This window comes from Photorhabdus hindustanensis, from assembly GCF_002968995.1.
In the GTDB taxonomy this organism is placed as follows: Bacteria; Pseudomonadota; Gammaproteobacteria; order Enterobacterales; family Enterobacteriaceae; genus Photorhabdus; species Photorhabdus akhurstii.
In genome coordinates, this window is sequence record NZ_PUWT01000059.1 from 25,926 (window position 1) to 46,889 (window position 20,964).

The 20,964-nt window shown below is 40.6% G+C and carries 15 protein-coding genes and 3 pseudogenes; all 18 read right to left on the reverse strand.

Translation table 11 applies throughout. The features are described 5' to 3' along the window. Positions 1–68: 68 nt before the first annotated feature. The 18 genes and pseudogenes from C6H66_RS19635 to C6H66_RS19715 all read right to left on the reverse strand — a co-directional run bounded on the left by C6H66_RS19635 (position 69) and on the right by C6H66_RS19715 (position 20,781). Entirely contained in the window at positions 69–4,910 is a 4,842-nt protein-coding gene (locus C6H66_RS19635) for a non-ribosomal peptide synthetase (protein ID WP_105396465.1), read from the reverse strand. Then, positions 4,907–9,616: a non-ribosomal peptide synthetase gene (locus tag C6H66_RS19640; protein WP_105396466.1), complete on the reverse strand. Its 4,710-nt coding sequence runs from the start codon at positions 9,614–9,616 to the stop codon at positions 4,907–4,909. The genes C6H66_RS19635 and C6H66_RS19640 overlap by 4 nt, the downstream gene beginning before the upstream one ends. After that, entirely contained in the window at positions 9,613–13,119 is a 3,507-nt protein-coding gene (locus tag C6H66_RS19645) for a non-ribosomal peptide synthetase (protein WP_105396467.1), read from the reverse strand. The genes C6H66_RS19640 and C6H66_RS19645 overlap by 4 nt, the downstream gene beginning before the upstream one ends. Positions 13,120–13,310: 191 nt before the next feature. Continuing rightward, a pseudogene (locus C6H66_RS19650) lies at positions 13,311–13,638 on the reverse strand (IS630 family transposase); the annotation flags it as partial. A 34-nt stretch (positions 13,639–13,672) separates the two neighbouring features. Then, positions 13,673–13,774: pseudogene (locus C6H66_RS26400) on the reverse strand (DUF6392 family protein); the annotation flags it as partial. A gap of 104 nt (positions 13,775–13,878) precedes the next feature. Continuing rightward, positions 13,879–14,337, reverse strand: coding sequence for a DUF6392 family protein (locus C6H66_RS19660; protein WP_105396468.1), 459 nt, complete (start codon positions 14,335–14,337; stop codon positions 13,879–13,881). 13 nt (positions 14,338–14,350) lie between these two features. Further along, positions 14,351–14,803, reverse strand: coding sequence for a DUF6392 family protein (locus tag C6H66_RS19665; RefSeq protein WP_105396469.1), 453 nt, complete (start codon positions 14,801–14,803; stop codon positions 14,351–14,353). 88 nt (positions 14,804–14,891) lie between these two features. Further along, complete coding sequence (locus C6H66_RS19670; RefSeq protein WP_105396470.1) at positions 14,892–15,365, reverse strand: DUF6392 family protein; 474 nt, start codon at positions 15,363–15,365, stop codon at positions 14,892–14,894. Between the two features lie 205 nt (positions 15,366–15,570). Next, positions 15,571–15,828 (reverse strand): bacteriocin immunity protein, encoded by a 258-nt coding sequence (locus C6H66_RS19675; protein ID WP_105396471.1) that lies wholly within the window; start codon positions 15,826–15,828, stop codon positions 15,571–15,573. Then, positions 15,825–15,899, reverse strand: a complete 75-nt coding sequence (locus C6H66_RS27740; protein ID WP_377311706.1) for a hypothetical protein — start codon at positions 15,897–15,899, stop codon at positions 15,825–15,827. Before C6H66_RS27740 ends, C6H66_RS19675 begins: the two co-directional genes overlap by 4 nt. A 46-nt stretch (positions 15,900–15,945) precedes the next feature. Next, entirely contained in the window at positions 15,946–16,200 is a 255-nt protein-coding gene (locus C6H66_RS19680; protein WP_105396472.1) for a bacteriocin immunity protein, read from the reverse strand. 61 nt (positions 16,201–16,261) lie between these two features. Next, positions 16,262–16,729 (reverse strand): DUF6392 family protein, encoded by a 468-nt coding sequence (locus C6H66_RS19685; protein ID WP_105396473.1) that lies wholly within the window; start codon positions 16,727–16,729, stop codon positions 16,262–16,264. Between the two features lie 65 nt (positions 16,730–16,794). Beyond that, the gene (locus tag C6H66_RS19690; protein ID WP_339417730.1) at positions 16,795–17,208 is read right to left on the reverse strand and encodes a DUF6392 family protein; all 414 of its coding nucleotides are present in this window, start codon (positions 17,206–17,208) and stop codon (positions 16,795–16,797) included. 85 nt (positions 17,209–17,293) lie between these two features. Then, a pseudogene (locus C6H66_RS27745) lies at positions 17,294–17,491 on the reverse strand (S-type pyocin domain-containing protein); the annotation flags it as partial. A gap of 20 nt (positions 17,492–17,511) precedes the next feature. Beyond that, complete coding sequence (locus C6H66_RS19700) at positions 17,512–17,970, reverse strand: DUF6392 family protein (RefSeq protein WP_105396474.1); 459 nt, start codon at positions 17,968–17,970, stop codon at positions 17,512–17,514. Between the two features lie 105 nt (positions 17,971–18,075). Continuing rightward, positions 18,076–18,540 carry a DUF6392 family protein gene (locus tag C6H66_RS19705; protein ID WP_105396475.1) on the reverse strand — a complete coding sequence of 155 codons (465 nt, stop codon included), beginning with the start codon at positions 18,538–18,540 and terminating at the stop codon, positions 18,076–18,078. Positions 18,541–18,649: 109 nt separating this feature from the next. Next, positions 18,650–19,117 (reverse strand): DUF6392 family protein, encoded by a 468-nt coding sequence (locus C6H66_RS19710; RefSeq protein ID WP_105396476.1) that lies wholly within the window; start codon positions 19,115–19,117, stop codon positions 18,650–18,652. Continuing rightward, positions 19,114–20,781, reverse strand: a complete 1,668-nt coding sequence (locus tag C6H66_RS19715; protein ID WP_105396477.1) for an S-type pyocin domain-containing protein — start codon at positions 20,779–20,781, stop codon at positions 19,114–19,116. Before C6H66_RS19715 ends, C6H66_RS19710 begins: the two co-directional genes overlap by 4 nt. Positions 20,782–20,964 lie beyond the last annotated feature (183 nt).

A 20,964-nucleotide genomic window follows, 5' to 3' on the forward strand; every position in this document is an offset into this window, starting at 1 on the left:
ATAATCATGAAACAAATGTCACGATTAGCCTCATCCCTGAAGCCAATCTCTTTATTTTTCAGAAAAATCTAGCTATAAAACTGGCTGATACTCTCTTTTTCTTGGCCGGATACGATGACATTTAGCAATCGTTCATAATATGTAGCCATCTTATCAATGACTGCTTCTGTATACAGTTCCGGGTTGTAATTGAGTTCACAACTGATATTTTGTGGCATGTATAAGAAATTCATCCCAAGTGATTCAAAAGGAATTATTTCGGTATCTATCACTTCCACATCAAGATTTGGCAATGATAATTTTTCATCTTTAGACACGTCGATAAAATCATAGAAATTTTGTGCATCCAAATAGTTAAACAGAACGTTAAATATACCCTCCCTCGCCTTTTCTCCCACCATGTCAATCACGACAGACATGTGGATATTAGAATTCTCTATGGCGCGATGAATAGACTGGCTAACCTGCTTAATAATTCCTTGTAGGCTCATTTCCTTATTGATATTGGATTTTACTATCAAGTCACCCAAGAATAATCCTATTGTTTGATGGCTTTCTATGCGAGTTCGGTCAGCTTTTGGCGAGGTGACAATATGTTGTGATTCACCGGAGTGCATAAAAAGAGAAGTGTGGAACAAAGCCATAAATAACATATAAGGTGTGATTTTATGAGTTTCACAATATTGCAAAACAGCTTTATCCAGCGAATCAGGTATTTTGATATGACGGGCATGAGACCGATATTTTGAAGCCAGATGTTTTCTGAAAGAAACTGGAAAATCGCGCTCTGGATTAACATCAGCAAATTGTTGTTGCCAGAATTTAATTTGTTTTTTAGCCTCCTCAGTCGCATGGATTTCTTGCAACTCATAAACATAACCAGAATATTGCATGGCAACGGGTGGCAATGTGTTTTCTTGCCCCTGTGAATAAGCGGTATATAACTGTTTAAACTCATTCATAATGATATTGATAGACCATCCATCGGAGATAATATGGTGTACATCAATCAATAATACCGTGATTGTTTCCGAAACAGGCAGTAGGAATGTCTTGATTAACGGGCCATTATAAACATCAAAAGGTGTTCTTAATTTCTCTTCCCAGAGCTTGTTAATTCCAATAATAATTTGTTCTCTCTCGATTCCTCTTGGTAACGCTTCAATAACTTGAAGATTGATTTTCATATTGTTATCAGGCTGCATGAAAATCTGCTCATTTTCTTGATAAAACTTAAAACGTAAACTTTCATGTCGTTCCAAGATGGTATTTAAACTTTTTTCCAACGCACTGTAATTCAATTCTCCTTCCATTAGTAAAGTAATGGGTACGTGGAAACAGTCCTCTAACAACGTTTCTTGAACAAAATACCAATACATTTTCTGACAATAAGAAATAGGCATTTTTCCATCAAATATATTGTGAGTTGTCTTTGGTGCGGATATTTCATGCTTATGACTGTGACGAATCACACTTGCAATCTGAGCAATAGTTGGATTCGCAAACAACTCATGCATACTGAAATGATTGGTTAACGTATTTCTTATAGCAGCGGTTATTTTAACTGCTAAGAGTGAATGACCACCGAGTGAGAAGAAATTATCATAAATACCAATTTGATTGATTTTTAGATGTTCTTGCCATAACTGACAGAGTTTTTCCTCGATTTCATCTCTCGGCGCGATATAAGCCTGACGACGTAAGTCATTTTCATCTGGAATAGGCAACGCTTTTTTATCCACTTTATTGTTTAAATTCAGTGGAATACGTTCCAATGGGATATAGAGACTGGGCACCATATAGTCAGGCAGTTGTTTTTTCAAGGCGGATTCCAGTAGCTCTGCAAGTTCTCCTCTAATAGCAGGAAGTCGCAGATAATCAGCTAAATGCGTTTGGCTGTAATCTGCATTAAAAGCGGCCGCTTTCTCCGCCAGCCAATTCGTACTCGGGCAAACATAAGCAATGAGTTTCCTCTCCTCGCTGTCATGACCATCAGCGATCACGACAGCATTACTTAAAATCTCCTGCCCCGCCAGCACAGACTCGATTTCCCCCAATTCAATGCGATGGCTGCGAATTTTAACCTGCGAATCCCGGCGGCCAATGAATTCCAACTCACCTTCCGGCGTCCAGCGTACTAAATCACCCGTACAGTAAAGTCGGTCTGCCGGGTTGGTACTGAAAGGATCACGGATAAACTGTTTTTCCGTGATATCCGGTGCATTACGGTACCCCCGTGCCAGTTGAATACCGCCGATATGCAGTTCCCCGACAGCCCCAATAGGTGCCAGATTACCGTCAGCATTCAGGATACGCATCACAGTATTCGGCAACGGTTTTCCAATCGTCACTCGCTTATCGGCTGTTAATAAGGCGGAGGTTACAATCGAAGTACATTCTGTTGGGCCATAAACGTTAAACAGCTTTCTGCCCTGCGACCACTGCGCGGCAATATGCGGCGCCACCGCTTCCCCTGCCAGCAACAAGGTTGAAACTGTGCGCCATTTGTTGAAGTCCAAGTGAGGCAACAGCGCAGGTGGGAGTATGGCATGGGTAATGTGGTGTTTTTCAACTATCTCATCCAACCATTCAGGCGAGCGGCGATGTGTTTCTGAAATCAAATACAGTGTGGCGCCATAGGCCAGGGTCATCGCCATTTCCAACACTGCGGCGTCGAAGCTCCAGGAAGCAAACTGCAACCCGCGAATATCAGCATCCGCACCGAATAACGCAGCTTGTGCTTGTGCCAGATTCACCCAACCCTTGTGCTCCAGCATCGCCCCCTTTGGCCGGCCGGTAGAGCCAGAAGTATAAATAACATAGGCCAGATGATTTTCTGTCAGGGGCACTGAACGATGAACGATATTGTCGGTGGGCAGGTTTTGCACATATGACTGTACTGTTTCGGCATCCAGACAGATAACACGTTGCTGACTGATAGGCAATTTATCAACCAGCGGTGTTTCGGTCAGGATAAATTCAGCCCCGCTGTGCTCCAGCATATATTGCAGGCGGGCTTGCGGATAACTGGCATCCAAAGGCACATAAGCGCCACCCGCTTTGAGAATACCCAGCAGTGCAATCACCGTTTGCAACGACCGGGGAAGGCAAATTGCAACCAGAATATCTGGCTGGATACCCTGCTCAATCAGGTAATACGCCAATTGATTGGCCTGAGCATTAACCGCCTGATAACTTAAGCTTTCCTCACCAAAAACCAGCGCGGTTTTTTCAGGATTCAGTGCCGCCTGTTCTTCAAACAACTCATGGAAGCAGCGCCCTTGTGGGTAATGGTTCTGTGGCCCATTTAATTCATGCAGTAAGGTATGCTTTTCAGCTTCTGACAATAATGGGAGTTCATGAATGGAGGGCGCTTTATTTACTGAATCATCTGTCATTACCTCAACAATGCCAGAAAGCAAGGTTGCGTAATTGGCGATAAATCTTTCAATGGTACTGCTATAAAACAGACTGGTATTTGAAATCCATACTATAGATAATTCGCCTGTCTGCTCTTCTTCAAAAACATGAATTTCCAAATCAAACCGGGTTGTTCTAAATAAATTATCTCCGAGTTCAATAATATCATCCTGTCCCAGTATTGCGTCACGTCGGTTATTCTGTACTGCAAACATGATTTGGAAGATGGGATTATGGTTTAGGTTTCGTTCCGGGCTGAGCTTTTCCACCAACATCTCAAATGGCAAATCTTGATGTTCGTAAGCATCCAGGATGGTACGGCTGTTTTGCTTTAATAATTCACTGAACGTCGGCTGACCGGATAAATCTGTTCTGATAACCAATGAATTAACAAAAAAACCGATCAGAGGTTCAATATCAGGATGTTGTCTGCCGGCAATAACAGTTCCAACCAGAATATCTTTTTCATTACTATAGCGGCTCAGCAATACGGCAAAAGCCGTTTCCAAGAACATAAATAGTGTAACTTTATGCTTGGCACATAATGTTCTGATTGCTTGGGTAAGATGTGCTGAAATGCGCTGTAGATGAAGCCGCCCTTCGATATTTTGTTTTTCCGGACGTGGATTATCCAGCGGCACACGGTGGACGGATGAAATTCCGGCTAACTGATTCTGCCAGTATGTCAGTTGTTTTTTCAGCACATCATCTTGCAGCCAACCCTGTTGCCACTGGGCATAATCGGCATATTGAATTCTCAGCGGCGGTAGCGGATTTGCTTTAGCCTGACTATAAGCTTTGTATAACGTGAAAAATTCATGGAGAAATATTGCCATCGACCAGCCATCGAAGGCGATATGATGTATCGTATAAATAATAAGATAATCATCTGCTGCCAATTTTATTAACCGGATGCGCAACATCAGGTCCGCGCTAAGGTTAAAAATCAGATTCTCATCTTCCTTACTAAGTTGTTTTACCTGATCGTTTTTCTCAGTTTCAGACAACGCAGATAAATCATGATGTGTAATCGGTAAATCATAATCAGCGGCAATAAATTGCCGCGGTTCGTTATTGATGATTTTAAAATAGGTACGCAGGACTTCATGGCGTTCAAGTAATGCCTTAACGGCTGATTCAAACGCCTTTATGTTAATGAATTCCCGCAGCCTGAAATCCCCCATACAGTTATATTGGGGACTTCCTCCATCCAGTTGATCAATAAACCATAGTCGTTGTTGAGCAAATGAAAGCGGATAATGTTCCGCTTTACCATCACGCTGAATATCTTGCAAAAAGTGATGAGTTTGCTCTTCTGAATCGAGCTGGTTCAGAAAATCAATCAACTCCTGTTTATGTTGTTTCCATTCACTGAGCAAGGCTGGTGGAATACTGCCGCAGCTAGTCTCGTATTGTAAACGGTTATCAGTAACGAACAGAGTAATTCCCTGCTCTAAAGACTCATTAATAATTCGCGCGGCATTTCTCATATCTCACCCTTCAATAGTTCTTGCGCTGTCTCTTTCCCAGCCTGGAAATGTTTTCTTTTTTCTTTGATAAGATGAATAGTGACAATCTGTGATAGCTGCTCAAGTGTCGGGTGTTCAAAAACACTTCTCAACGGAACTTCTATTTCTAATTCGTTACGTATTGAACTAATAAGGCGGGTTGCCTGTAGTGAATGTCCACCCAATGTGAAGAAATTGTCATAGATGCCAACTTGACTGACATTCAATAACCGCTTCCACAACTGACCGATCTTAATTTCCATTTCATTTCTTGGCGCCACATAATTCTGGCGGCGTAAATCGTCTTCATTTGGGATCGGTAATGCTTTTTTATCCACTTTATTATTTAACGTTAGTGGCATTCGTTCCAAAGGAATATAGAGACCTGGAACCATATATTCTGGCAATTGTTGTTTCAGTGCGGATTCGAGTAATTCTGAAAGTTCCCCACTAATGGCCGAAATTTGCGGATAATTAGCTAAATGGGTTTGACTGTAGTTAGTACGTGCTTGTACCGGTGGTAACTCTCCACGACTAAAAATCACATCCAACAAATCAAGTTGCTGCTGTGACCATGTAATGCCGCATTGATAACCACACTGTTCAGCGTATTGCAATAAAGATTCGAATTCCCTAACCTGTTGTAATGCCTGTGGGGAGAAACTGCCGGCATTTTCTGGTGGCGTGATCATCTGATTGGCTGACCAGTGACGCAGCCCTTCTGCCAAAGTGAGGTCATCTTTAATTCTGGCGTTGGGGATACCTGAAACACCTAATATATCCTCTGCGCCCATCTGCAATAAATTACGCAGACTTTCAAAAGAATCGAAATTATGCCAATTTAACAGTAATTCATGACAAGATTTGGTGTTTTCATCGCTTTTGTGCAATATGACATCGTAACGATAACGCAACATTTCATTGTCGCCGATGCCACGTTTAACCAGAATATCAACCCGGCCAATTTCAGGATAACGCTCCGGTAATTGGGCAAAATAAGTTGGACTAAGTAAAAACTCGGGTTCTTGTTGTAAACGCCGCTGAATACGGTTCGCCAGCGCTCCTACCTGAATACGCTGCCCGTTAAGATGACTTTGCTCTATCGCTGTAGCATGGGCGGTTAATAGATCTAAATTGCGGATATCTCCCAGCAAGATTTTCCCACCCGCTTCAACTGCCGGTATTAACTGTTCAAGTACTTTTTCCAGATATTGAACATTGGGGAAATATTGGACAACAGAGTTAATCACGACAGTATCAAATTCATCAGCACTCAATGCTCCTAAGTTGAGTGCATCTCCTCTTCTGAGCTGCACATGTGACCAGCCACGTTGTTGCAGAATATGTTGATGCCGATTTAAAACCTCAGCCGAAATATCGGTCGCCACCACTGATTCGCACTGTTCAGCATAGCGATACAGCAATAATCCGGTACCACAACCGATTTCCAGTAAGCGATGAGGATGCAGGGCTTTAATCCTGTGCATGATTCCTGCTAACCACTCCTCCATTTGCTCAAGGACAATCGGTTGTTCAGTATAGCTGTTCATCCAGCCGCCAAAATCACTGTCTGATGCGACTGCATCACCGTTCTGAACGCTCTCTTTTCGAGTACTATCCGTTGTGGGTTGACGGTACTGCTCATCAAAAATTTCTGTCCAGTTCTCAACGCTGCTTGCGTTAAACTCAACCGCTTTTTCACCTAACCACTCTGTACTTGGGCAAACATACGCAATGAGTTTTTTATCTTCATCTTGACCATAAGCGATCACAACAGCACTGCTTAAAGCATCATGCCCGGACAAAACTGTCTCAATTTCACCCAACTCTATACGATGACTACGGATCTTAACCTGAGAGTCAACACGGCCGATAAATTCCAACTGACCATCCGGTGTCCAGCGCACTAAATCGCCAGTTCGATAAAGCCTGTTTTCCCTGCCATCCGTTACATGTGAGCTGAATGGATCTCGGATAAACTGCCTTGCTGTGATTTCCGGTGAATTTCGGTAACCACGTGCTAACTGAACGCCGCCAATATACAGTTCCCCGATAACGCCCATCGGAGCCAAATTACCTTCCGGATCAAGAATACGCATCACAACGTTAGGCAACGGTTTTCCAATCGTAATCTTCTCGTCAGTGAGTAACGCTGTGGTGACAATGGATGTACATTCTGTCGGGCCATAGACGTTAAACAGTTTTCTATTCTGTGACCAACGAACAGCAATCTGCGGTGGTACTGCTTCACCCGCCAAAAGCAAAGTTGAGACAGAACGCCATTTGTTAAAATTCAGATGAGGAAGCAATGCGGGTGGTAGTACAGCATGGGTTATCTGATGTTTTTCAACCACTTCATCCAGCAATTCAGGGGAACGCCGTTGGGTTTCAGAAATCAAATAGAGTATTGCGCCATAGGCCAATGTCATAGACATCTCTAAGATCATGGCGTCAAAACTCCAGGAGGCAAACTGCAACACCCGACAATGTGAGTCAATGCCAAATAAATCTGCTTGCGAGAATGCCAGATTCACCCACCCTTTATGTTCCAGCATCACCCCTTTCGGTTTACCGGTAGAGCCGGAAGTATAAATCACATAAGCCAGATGATTTTCCGTGAGCGGAAGTGGACGCTCAGTAATATTACCCGTAGGCATATGTTGTAGCTGAGACTGGACTATCTCTGTGTCCAGACAAATCACTTTCTGCTGGCTAATTGGCAGTTTTTCAACCAGGTGAGTTTCGGTCAGGATGAATTCGACTTCACTGTGATCCAACATATATTGGAGGCGGGCTTTCGGATAACTGGGGTCTAACGGTACATAAGCGCCACCCGCTTTAAGAATACCCAATAATGCCACAACCGCTTGTAGTGACCTTGGTATGCAAAGTGCGACCAACGTGTCCGGTATGATCCCTTGTTCAAGCAGATAGTGCGCCAATTGGTTAGCTTGCTCATTTAATGACTGATAGCTCAGGGTGTCATCGCCCAAAATCAGTGCATTTTTTTCAGGGTATTGTGATACCCGCTCTTCGAAGAGTTGATGGAAACATTTCCCGGTCGGATAAGGAATTTGTGGCCCGCTCCATTCATGCAGTAAGGTATTCCGTTCAGCGTCTGCCAATAATGGAAGGTCATGAACGGACGGCTCGCTGATACCAGTATGATGCTTCATCACATCAACAATATTAGTCAGCAAAATTCCGTAATTGGCGATTAATCTGTTAATGGTCGCATTTCTGAACAGGCTGGTGTCAGAGATCCATCCAATGGATAACTCACCTTCGTCTTCTTCATAAATATGGACTTCCAAATCGAATCGGGTGGTCAGAAGGGAACGTTCTTTAGATGTAACAATGCTATCCTGCTCCAGCGTTGTATCTCGTTGATTATTCTGTACTGCAAACATGATCTGGAAAATAGGATTATAATTTAAATTCCGTTCTGGACTGATTTTCTCCACCAGCATCTCAAAAGGCAGGTCTTGATGTGCATAAGCATCCAGGATCGTACGACTGTTTTGTTTTAATAGTTCACTGAATGTAGGCTGACCGGATAAATCCGTTCTTATCACCAATGAATTGACGAAAAATCCAATCAAAGCCTCAGTATCACGGTGTCTTCGGCCTGCAAGCGGCATGCCAACCAGAATATCCTTTTCACTACTGTAACGACTCAACAACACAGCAAAAGCCGTTTCCAGAAACATAAATAACGTCACTTCATGTTTGGCGCACAGTGCTCGAATTTCTTGGGTCAAAGCTTTTGAAATACGTTGTGGATGAACATTCCCTTCAAAATTTTGTTTTTCTGGTCGTGGATTATCCAGTGGGAAACGGTGAAGGGGAGAAATACCTGATAATTGGTTTTGCCAGTAATCCAGTTGTTTTTGCAGAATATCCCCTTGCAGCCAGTCCCGCTGCCATTGGGAATAATCAGTATATTGAACTGGTAATGGCGGCAGAGGATTACCCTCGCCTTGGCAATAAGCGCGATATAATGTCAGCAGCTCGCTGATAAAGATTGCCAGCGACCAGCCATCACAAGCGATATGATGAATCGTATAGAGAATAAAATAATCATCATCTGTTAATTTTAGCAACCGAATACGCAGCATCAGGTCAGTGCTGAGATTAACAGCTTGTTTCCACTCTTGCTCACCGAGTTGTTTAAGCTGTTGTTCCTGCTCAAATTCTGAAAGTGTGGACAGATCATGTATGGTAATCGGCAAATCATAAGCAGTAGCGATAACCTGCCGTGGCTCATTATCAATAATTTTGAAATAAGTACGCAGCGATTCATGGCGTTCAAGCAATGTTGCTATTGCAGCTTCAAAAGCTTTGAGATTGAGCGGCTCTCTCAATCTGAAATCACCTGTACAGTTATACTGAGGGCTGCCTTCGGTAAGTTGATCGATTAACCACAAACGCTGCTGAGCAAATGAAAGTGGGTAATGTTCCGCACGCTCATAACGCGGAATACCTTGCAGTCGGTGAGCGTCCGTATCCTCTTCTGAATCGATTTGCTTGAGGAAATCAATCAATTCTTGTTTATATTGCTTCCATTCACTGAGAAGTTCCGGAGGAATGCTGTCTCGGCTGGTTTTATATTTCAGTTTGTTATCAATAACAAACAGAGTAATCCCTTGATTTAAAGCCTCATTGATAATCTGTGCCGCATTTTTCATATATTGCCTTCCAATAGTTCCTGTGTTGTCTCTTGCCCAGCCTGGAGATGCTTTCTTTTTTCTTTAACCTGATAAATCGTGGCGATTCGTGCTAATTGCTCAAGTGTTGGATGCTCAAAGACACTGCTCAACGGTATTTCAATGTTTAGATCATTGCGTATTAAGCTGATAAGGCGGGTTGCTTGAAGAGAGTGACCACCTAGCACGAAAAAGTTGTCATAAATGCCGACTTGACTAACGCCCAACACTTCTTGCCATAACTGACTGATTTTTCTCTCCGCTTCATTTCTTGGCGCGACATAACCTTGTTGTCGGAAATCATTTTCATTTGGAATAGGCAACGCTTTTTTGTCCACTTTGTTATTTAACGTGAGTGGCATTCGCTCTAGCGGAATATAAAGGCTTGGAACCATGTATTCTGGTAATTGTTTTTTCAGTGCTGATTCAAGTTGCTCTGAAAGTTCAATTTTAATATCGGAGGATTGAGAAACGTTGTCGGTATTAAATTTCAGCCCTTTTTTATCCAGCCAATCTTTGGTTGGACAAACATAAGCAATCAATCTCTTATCGTTCCCATAAGTAATAACCGCAGCACTGCTTAAGGCGTCATGTCCGGCCAGTGTAGTTTCGATTTCTCCCAATTCAATCCTAAATCCTCTAATCTTGACTTGAGAGTCAATCCGGCCAATAAATTCCACACTACCGTCAGGCAACCAACGGGCTAAATCTCCCGTTCGGTATAAACGTTGGGATTGGGATTTACCCATCAAATCAGTAATAAATTTCGTTGCGTTTGTTTCAGGAGCATTCAAATATCCGCGGGCCAGTTGGATGCCGCCAATACATAATTCCCCCGCAACACCAATAGGCACCAGATTGCCTGATAGATCAAGAATACGGATAACAGTATTGGGCAATGGTTTCCCAATCGTAATTTTGTCATCAGTTAATAAGCCCGAAGTCACAATGGCTGTACACTCTGTCGGGCCATAGGAGTTGAACAGTTTTCTGCCCTGTGACCAACGAACAGCGATCTGTGGTGGTACCGCTTCCCCCCCTAAAAGCAAGGTTGAAACGGAACGCCATTTGTTAAAGTCCAGATAAGGCAGCAAAGCAGGAGGTAATACAGCATGGGTAATCTGGTGTTTATCAACTAATTCATCCAAATATTCAGGAGTGTGCTGTTGGGTTTCTGAAATTAAATAAAGTGCGGCTCCATACGCCAGTGTCATAGATATTTCTAAGATCATGGCATCAAAGCTCCAGGAAGCGAACTGCAATCCCCGGCTATATGAATCAACACCAAATAAACCTGCCTGTGAAAGTGCCAGATTTACCCACCCTTTATGTTCCAACATAACCCCTTTTGGTTTACCAGTAGAACCAGAGGTATAAATGACGTAAGCCAGATTATTTTCCGTTATTGGGAATGGGCGTTCAGCGATATTGTCCGTAGGCATGTGCTGCAATTGTGATTGCATTGTCTCTGTATCCAAACAGACGACTTTCTGCTGGCCGATTGGGAGTTTTTCTACCAGATTTGTTTCGGTCAGAATGAACTCAGCTTCGCTGTGTTCCAACATATATTGAAGACGAGGTTTCGGATAGCTGGGATCTAACGGCAAATAAGCTCCCCCTGCTTTAATAATCCCCAGTAACGCGACTACAGCGCGTATTGAACGAGGAATACAGAGCGCGACCAATGTTTCTGGTTTGATCTTTTGTTCTATCAAATAGTGAGCGAGTTGGTTAGCTTGTTTATTTAGCTCCCGATAACTTAATGAATTGCCGTCAAAAATAACTGCTGTTTTTTCGGGATATCGGGCAACTTGTTCCTCAAACAGTTCATGAAAACAGCCGTCATGCTGGCTATGATCCTGTAGGCCATTCCATTCATGTAATAAAGTGTGTATTTCAGCTTCTGCTAATAATGGAATATCATGGACAGAGGGTTCCCTGTGTATTAAATCGGAAACAATACATGGCTTCATTACATTAATAATATTAGCAAGCAAGGTTTCATAATTGGCGAGTAATCTTTCAATAGTTATATTTCTGAATAAGCTGCTGTCATAAACCCATAACAGGGATAATCCTCCTTCCTCTTCTTCATAAACATGAATTTCCAAATCAAATCGGACTTTCAGCAGCAGACGCTCTTCAAGTTCAATATTATTATCCCGCGCCAGTGTCGTATCACGCTGAGTATTTTCCAGAGTAAACGCGATTTGGAATATAGGGTTATAATTTAAGTTTCGTCCCGGACTTATTTTTTCTACCAGCATTTGAAATGGCAAATCTTGATGAGCATAAGCATCCAGGATAGTACGACTGTTCTGTTTTAATAACTCACTGAAAGTAGGCTGGCCGGATAAATCGGTTCTGATCACCAGAGAATTAACAAAAAAGCCAATCAGAGGCTCAATATCATGGTGCCTTCTCCCGGCAAGTGGTGTCCCGACCAGAATATCTTTTTCATTACTGTAGCGACTCAACAATACGGCAAAGGCTGTCTCCAGAAACATGAATAATGTGACTTCATGTTGGTGACATAATGCCCTTATTTCTTGTGTCAAATCCTTTGAAATACGTTGCTCACTAAGATGCCCCTCGAAACTCTGTTTCTCTGGTCGTGGGTTATCCAGTGGAAGACGGTGAAGCGGAGAAATACCTGATAACTGAATTTGCCAATAATCCAGTTGTTTTTTCAGAATATCACCTTGCAGCCAATTTCGTTGCCATTGAGCATAATCGGTATATTGGATTTTAAGTGGCGGTAATGGGGATATTTCTCCTTTATGATACGCGCGATATAGGGTGATAAGTTCATTAATAAAGATTTCTATTGACCAACTATCACAGGCAATATGGTGAATGGTATAGATAATCACATAATCATTTTCAGCCAGCTTTATCAGACGAATACGCAACATCAAATCAGTACTGAGATTAAAAACCAAGTTATCTTCTTCTTTGCTGAATCTTTTGACTTGAGATTCTTGCTCAGTTCCAGAGAATGCGGTCAGATCATGTAGTGTAATGGGTAAATCATAGGAATGTGCTACGACTTGCCGTGGTTCATTATCAATAATTTTAATATGGGTACGTAACGCCTCATGACGCTCAAGCAACGTTTTTACCGCAGCCTTAAAAGCGTTGAAATTAAGTTGTTCCCGTAATCTCAAATATCCGGGACAATTATATTGGGGGCTACCTTCGGTAAGTTGGTCGATAAACCACAAGCGTTGTTGAGCAAATGAGAGTGGATAATGTTCTGCATTGCCATCACGTTGGATATTCTGTAATTGATATGTTTGAATTTCTTCTTCTGCATCGATCTGACTCAGGAAATCGATCAACTCTTGTTTATAATTTTTCCATTCACTGAACAATTCCACTGGAATACTATCACGGCTGGTTTCGTATTGTAATCGATTATCAGCAACAAACAGAGTAATTCCTTGATTTAAAGCCTCATTCACAATTTGCACTGCATTTTTCATATATCTCCTTGAAAATATAATATCAAATTATTTATTAAGTGATTATTTATGATGTCCGTAATTTCAAAATAACAAATTTCTAATCATGTTAGCATATGGGCATCGAAAATCATTAGCTATGTTGTTTGATTTTATTATCAAAACAGAGGAAAGATAAATAACTCTTCATAATTATGACACACTCCATTTTATTATTCTCTGTTATTCCTATAGGAAAATGAATTCAAAAATACTTTCACTTTTTCGAGCAACTGCCACGTATGCTAGCAGCAATGATTTCGTGTCACTGTTTCATACAGGGATTACCATAGGCGTTCAATTTTATTCAGCCAGGGATAATAAACGTATAAAATAATAGGTTAAATTTAGGATGACGTACCAGCCAATCACTGACCAGCCGGCTTTTATGAATACTGTACTTACCCAAAATTAACGTTTGGATTTCAACGTGACAATATTGGTATTCAAGTTCTTTCAATACATTAATAATCTAGGATTCTTATTTAACCCGCCAACATATTTCAGATTAGCAATTGAACGATTAATCATCTTAAAACCCTGTAGGTTTGGTTTTATAAGAGATTAATCCTTGATTAAAAATTCCCTGATAAGATTTACCTAAGCTATTTATTAACACTAAAACATTGATCGCCATTATTTACATAACCTATTTATTCATATCTTACCGCTAGTATATAAATATGGATAACGGTTTATTAGCCACTATCCAATAAAAATAAAAAAAACTCTATAAGACATTTATTCAAAACGTTCAAATATTAATGCATGTACCCGTAAATCAGCCAAATAGAGAAAACGAATCTCTGTATTAGGATATTGCTTACTTAACTTATGTGTATAAGAATCATATCCACCAACCATGCCAATAACAGGGATTTTTTCTGGGCCACCAGCAGAATCTGGTTCCCCCATAAGTGCTCTAACGATTGCTCTATCCATTGAATGTGAAAATGGATAAGGCAATTCTCCATTATATTCTCCACTACCCTCATAAGCGTTAATAAGTGTAATTTGTACAGATTTTAATACTCTTGAATCAGCGTTAAATACCAGTGTAAGGCCAGCATCAGGTCCACAATCGAATGTATCAGCATTCTCAAACAAAAACTCAAACTTTCCGGCTGGAATAAGTTTTTTTTCAACTAATTGTTCCACTGTTTGTCCTAAACTTTTAATCATCGTCATAATATCTGCCATTATTCCCCCTTTTTCAGATAGTGTTGAAAGTAAGTACTCTCACTCGATAATAAACATCATAAATAAAAATGACTTCCACGTTTTGATAAGATTTTATACGATTTATATAAGCATCGTATCCACCAATAATACCTATAATAGGCGCTTCTATCATATCTTTTGACTCCGTAGGTTCTCCATACTCAGCTCTTATCGTTGCCTTATCCATTAAAGATAAAAATGGATAAGGCAAACTACCATTATATTCATCATGATCACCATGTATATCAATTAAAGTTATCTGGACTGAATTCAATTGCCTAGATTTAGAATCAAAAACTAATGTGATTCCTTTTTCAGGTTCGCAATTGAACGATTCATCCCCTTCAAAATGAAATTTAAATATTCCTTTAGGTATCTCACCAATTTCAACTAATGCTTCGGCAGTTCTCCCAAGATATTTAATTAATTTCGTAATATTAATCACTAATTACCCTACCCTTATTTTGCATTCAATCAATGTAGTTCTTCCAATATCTTATTCTGCATCCGTTCATTACGCTTTTAAGATATTACTACCATGTCACACTTTCAGCACGAAGGAAAGTTATTGTCTCAACTTGTTCAAGCAAATCATGGGATAATTGTATATAAATCTTTTCCTCATATTCAGATACATTGTAAAGGTAGAGGTCTTTCCAACCATATTGACAGTTAAACACCTTACATGGTGGAAAAGACTTAATTGCCTGCCCAAAATGCTTCTTAACCCATTCACGCGTCATTGAATTAATCAGAGGGGACGGCAATTGATTTGGATAAACATAACGGGGCCGTTCTTCATCGATCAATGTCAGAGTAACATGTGTTAATTTCTTACTGGTCCGGTTAAAAGCCAGAAATATCCCCTCTTTCTGCATATCTAACGACACATAATCGTCACCAGAATCTCCTCCAGGCTTACTCTTATAAGGAATCAGACCTTCATTAAAAATTTCCTGACAAGATTTACCCAAGCTATTTATTAACGCCTCTACATTTATCGCCATTATTTATATAACCTCTTTATTCATATCTAACCTCTAGTATATAAACATGGATAACGGTTTATTAGCCGCCATCCAATAAAGATAGAAAATTAGAAAAAACATTCCAAAAAACATCTATACAACTTGTTCAAATGCTAATACATCTACTCGCAAATCAGTTAAATATAATCGCAGAAATCCTTTTGCTAATTTACCGAATCCCTTTTTATTTTTTGAAGCCAGGTTTGCCGTTTTTAGCTCGCCATTCTTTTATAACTTTAAGCACACCTCTAGGACTATCTTCAACTCCATTTTCTGGGTAAAAAATTAGTCCATTTCGTCTGGGATGCTCGGTAATTATCTCAATATGTTTTACTAAACTGTGATATTCTTTCTCAGTTTTACATTCACCATCGAAGATTTTGTTCAGCAGAACTAAAAATTCAGCTTCTGTATAATCTTCCAACTTATTTTTCAAATTCATCCCACTTTATCCCCTTTATTAGCATGTATTTTTATATACCGCTTCGGTGTCAATATGAGCAGATTATCCATGTTATAAACCTCACCACCTTCATTTTCCTAATTTACCGAACCCCTTTTATTTTTTGAATCCGGGTTTATCGTTTTTAGCTCGCCATTCTTTTATAGTTTTTAAAATTCCTTCCGGGGAATCATCTTCTCCATTTTTGGGATAATAAATTAAATCTGATCCTGAAGGATACTCAGTTATTTTTATAAACCCCTCCAATAAAGCATCTTGCTCTTCCTCTGTGCCTTCATCCAATATTATTCTTAAAATCAGCTCCATAAACTCATTTTCGGTATATTCTTCCAATTTATTTTTCAGTTCCATTCTACTTTACCTCTTTATTTAAATGAGTTGGCTATTAAAACGGTTTCCCTCTTATTATTGATTACCAACGCACTTCTGATGTGGGTAAGAATGTCACTGATATAACTTGCTCCAATAGATCATAATCAAACTTCATACTGGTCGGAATACGAAAATCCAGCAATGTATATAATTCAGTCCAGCCAATGTCTTTTTTGAGCCTTTTTCTCGGTGGAAGAAATTTTTCTGGTTTGCCAAATTGTTCATGAACCCACTGTCGGCACATCAATGGAATTAATGGTGAAGGCAGCTCATTAGTAAACTGGTATAAGGAATTCTTCTCGTCAAACAAAGTTAATGTAATTTCTTTTAATCGCTTTCCTTCCCGATGGAAAGACAGAAAGACGCCTTCTTTAACCATATCCAAGCACACTACACTATCACCGGCAAACCCTGTTGGTTTAGTTTTATAAGGAATTAGTCCCTCATCATAAATATCTTGGTAGGTCCTACCTAAGCTATTAATTAACGCTTCAACATTAACCGTCATTATTTTTACATCCCCTTCTCTGATATATCTTCTACTTAGGTTTTCAAATTTTTTACAGGAAAAAATCATATTTCCCTCTCAAAAACCAGTCCTCGAACACGCAAATCCTTTAAATATAGCACACGAATATTTGTATCAGGGTATACAGATTGAAGTTTGCGAATATAACAATCATGTCCGCCGACAACACCAATAACAGGAACTTTTGTTTCCTCTGAGGTAACATCAGGTTCGCCTAGCAAAGCTCTAACAGCAATTTTATCCATTGATAGAGTAAACGGAGGAGGCATTTCCCCATGATACATTTCACTATTTCCAGAATGTCCAGAAGTACTAATAAGTGTAAATTCAACTGACCTTAATTTTCTCGATTTATCATCGAATACCAAGATAAGACCAGCCTCAGGTTCATAATTAAACGTATCAGCTCCTTCAAAAAGGTATTCAAATTTTTTATCAGAAATAAGTTTTTTTTTCAACTAATTGCTCCACTGTTTGGCCCAAACTTTTAATCATCGCCGTAATATCTGCCATTATCCCCTGCCTTTTCAGATAGTGTTGAAATTCTGCATGTGTTCCATTTCTTGGTCGCCCCGAAAAATTTCTATACAAATCTACTTCAAACAATTTCACCGGTGGTTTACTCAAATACACATACACCGGCGACATATTCGGAATAGGAAATACCAGAATATAATCGCGGAAATCCTTCTCTTCCTGCATGGACAGCGATTCAATATCGCTGCCCATATTGTCCAAAATAAATAGTGAGAGATTACTCTTCACCCAGATTTTTTAAAAGTTAGATCACTTACCCTTTGATGTATTGTGTACCCAAAAACAATATTGATTGCCGGATATAAGTCTTTTAAGCAATCGATATAAACATCCCAGCCACCAACCATACCAATAATCGGTACTTCTGTAGCTTCATTAACCTCAGAAGGTTGACCTAAAATAGCTCTCACTGCGGCTTTATCCATTACAGGTTGAAATGGTGAAGGCATATTGCCTTTATAAACTTCAATTTCAGGTAAATATGATGTCAAAGTAATGCATACAGAGATTAATTTTTTTGTGAATTCATCAAAAACTAGCATGAGCCCAGGCTCAGGTTGACAATGGAACTCCTCATCACTATTAAAGATGTGCTCAAATTTCCCAGCCGAAATAAGTTGTTTTTCAATTAACATATCGACTGTTTGTCCTAAATTATTTATGATTGCAACAACATCAGTCATTATTTATATAACCTTTATTCCTAGTTAAACCAATTCATCTGCAATTTGTTTTTAAACTACTCACAAATGAATTGGCTATTAAAAAATCTCCCTTTTTATTATTGACTACCAACGTACTCTACTTGTAGGTAAGAATGTAACTCTACTAACTCGATCTAAAACATCATGCGATATTTGCATGCTAATTCCCTGCTTACCTTGATAGGAATAAAGATATGTCCAACCAAATTCACGTTTTAATGCTTTAAATGGCGGCGCGGTTTTAGTTGGCTTTCCTAAATTATCATCTATCCATTGACGATTCATCTCCTTATTTAAAGGATATGGTATATCGTTTGGAAAAACAAAGCTAGGACGATCAGGTACGATTAAAGTTAGTGTCATCTCTATAAATACCTTAGTTTCTCGATTAAATGATAAAAAAACACCTTCTTTCGCCATATTTAAGGATATAGTTTTATCTCCAGAAAAACCACTTGGTTTAGTTTTATAAGGAATTAATCCCTCATCATAAATATCTTGGTAGGTTTTACCTAAGCTATTAATTAATGCTTCAACATCAACTACCATTATCTGTATAACCCCTGTTCTTGGTTAAACCAATTCAACTGCTATGTTATTTTTTCAAACTACTCACAAATGAATTGGCTTTCAAGAATAACCACCCATCTATTACTAACTACCAACGTACTTCTGATGTAAGCAAGAACATTACAGATTCAACACGCTCAAACAGGTCATAATCAACCTGCATACTAGTCGGCATCCGAAAATCCAATAACGTATATAGCTCTGTCCATCCAACATCCCTCTTGAGAATTCTTCGCGGAGGAAGAGCCTTTTCTGGTTTACCTAATTGCTCGTGCAGCCATTGCCTGAACATCAATGTCTTCAAAGGAGAAGGCAACTCATTAGGAAATTGGTAGGAGGATTTCTTCTGATCAAACAAAAGAAGCTCTATAGCAAACAGAATTTTGCCATCCCTCTTAAAGGCCAAATACATACCCTCTTTAATCATATCCAAAGTGATATCAGGATCTCCTGGGTATCCTGTTGGCTTAGTCTTATAAGGGATTAACCCCTCATCAAAAATTTCCTGATAAGGCTTACCCAAACTGTTTATTAATGCCTCTACATTGACTGTCATTTATATAACTCCTGTTCTTGGTTAATCTTATGCATTTTAGCTCTAGCATCCTCAAGCTGCTCTTCTGTTGCACCATACTGTTTCAACGCTGGTTTTATAGCATCAAAATCACGATCTACAGCCGCTCTCAAATCATTAGCATCTTGCTCTATTTGAGACAGAGAGTTTCGGCCTCCATAAGTTGCACTAAACTTTTGATGTACCTCAGCCGGAATAATAATGGCAGCAACATCCTTAGCGTCTTCATTTAATTTAGAAATTGATAAGGTTGGATATCGCTTCCTCAATTTAGCTCTCACAGCCGCTGCCGAAGGCATATGATCAGCATGCGTTCCATTTCTTGGTCGCCCCGCAAAATTTCTATACAAATCTACTTCAAACAATTTCACCGGTGGTTTACTCAAATACACATACACCGGCGGCATATTAGGAACGGGGAGGATCAGAATATAATCACGAAAATCCTTCTCTTCCGGCATAGGTAACGATTCAATATCGCTGCCGACTTTATCCGGGATCGGCAACACGGTTATTTGCGACGGAATAAACGGTTGTTCTTCATTCCCGGTATGCGGTGGAACTTTGAATTCCTGCTCGCTCGGCGTCCATAAAATTGTCGGCCGGTTTTCTCCCGGTTCCCAAAACTCGTAATTACCGGTGGTCCGATTCAGCGTCATCATGCGAACCGGTACTTTATCCAGACCACCTTCCGGGCTGACGTGATATCCCTGAACCGTCATCCTGCCGCTTTTTTCATCTCTGATCCAGCGAAAACGCACACGGGTAGAAGCTTTACCGTACTGTTCCGCTATCTGGCTCAAACGATACGGGGTTAAGTAATCCTCCTCGCCTTCATTCAGCTTAGGTGAATAAAACAGCCCCATTAATCCAACCGTTACCGGATTCGGCGCCGCCAGCCAACGTCCTGCACTGATAGCGCCGCCGCCAATGTAACGCATCACCAGCGTTTCCCCTTCCGCTACCGCGCTGCGGGCAGTGGCGGCCACAGCGGTAGCGGCGGCTTCGGCTTTATCTTCACCACTACGGAACCACCGTTTATACCACGGTAATTTTTTATCCTGCGGTTTATCCGGTTCAGGCGGCTGTTTCTCACCTTGTGGAGATGGTTCCGGTTTTTGTGGCGTCGCCGGAGTGGGAGATGACGGAACCTGATATATCGCCATTCTGCCGAAGTTATTCGCCGGTTCAGCCTCGGTTCCGGCATCAGTACAACCTTTACCCCGTAAGCAGGATTTCGCAAATACCGGTATTGGAGGCTCTTTAGTCACAGGAGGTGCGGGCTGAACGTTTCTCGTTTCCTTCACCGGCGACGAGAAATTCTGGGCCGCCATATTCACAGGCGCTGTAGCCCGATGATTAGGCTGCTCCTGCTTCTCATAGCTGTCCATCTCCGAGTTGATAAACCTAGCCCGACAGGGGCAAGTACTCACACTGTCCAACGTGCCAGCCAGCTTGCGGCCCATGTCAAACACGTCAGATACACCACCGACAATCATGTAAGTACCGGGATGTTTGCCACAGGTAACTGTATCCCCTTCACGAGCGGTCGCCCGTCCATTAAATGTCATGGTGTGATCACCGGTGATAATCTGTCCGCCACAGGTTGTCTTATCACCAACGAGCAAGAAATATCCTATTGCCATCTATTCACTTCTCCATTGGTTTACAGCATGGAGAGTGAAGCTAATTGAAATTATCGTCATATTATTATCGCCATCAAGCTAATACACATGATCAACAATTAATCAGATTTCACTTAAAGAAGATATAGGAATATTCTGAAAATTGCTGATTTTATTGCCTATGATGGGCGTAATAACTCATAA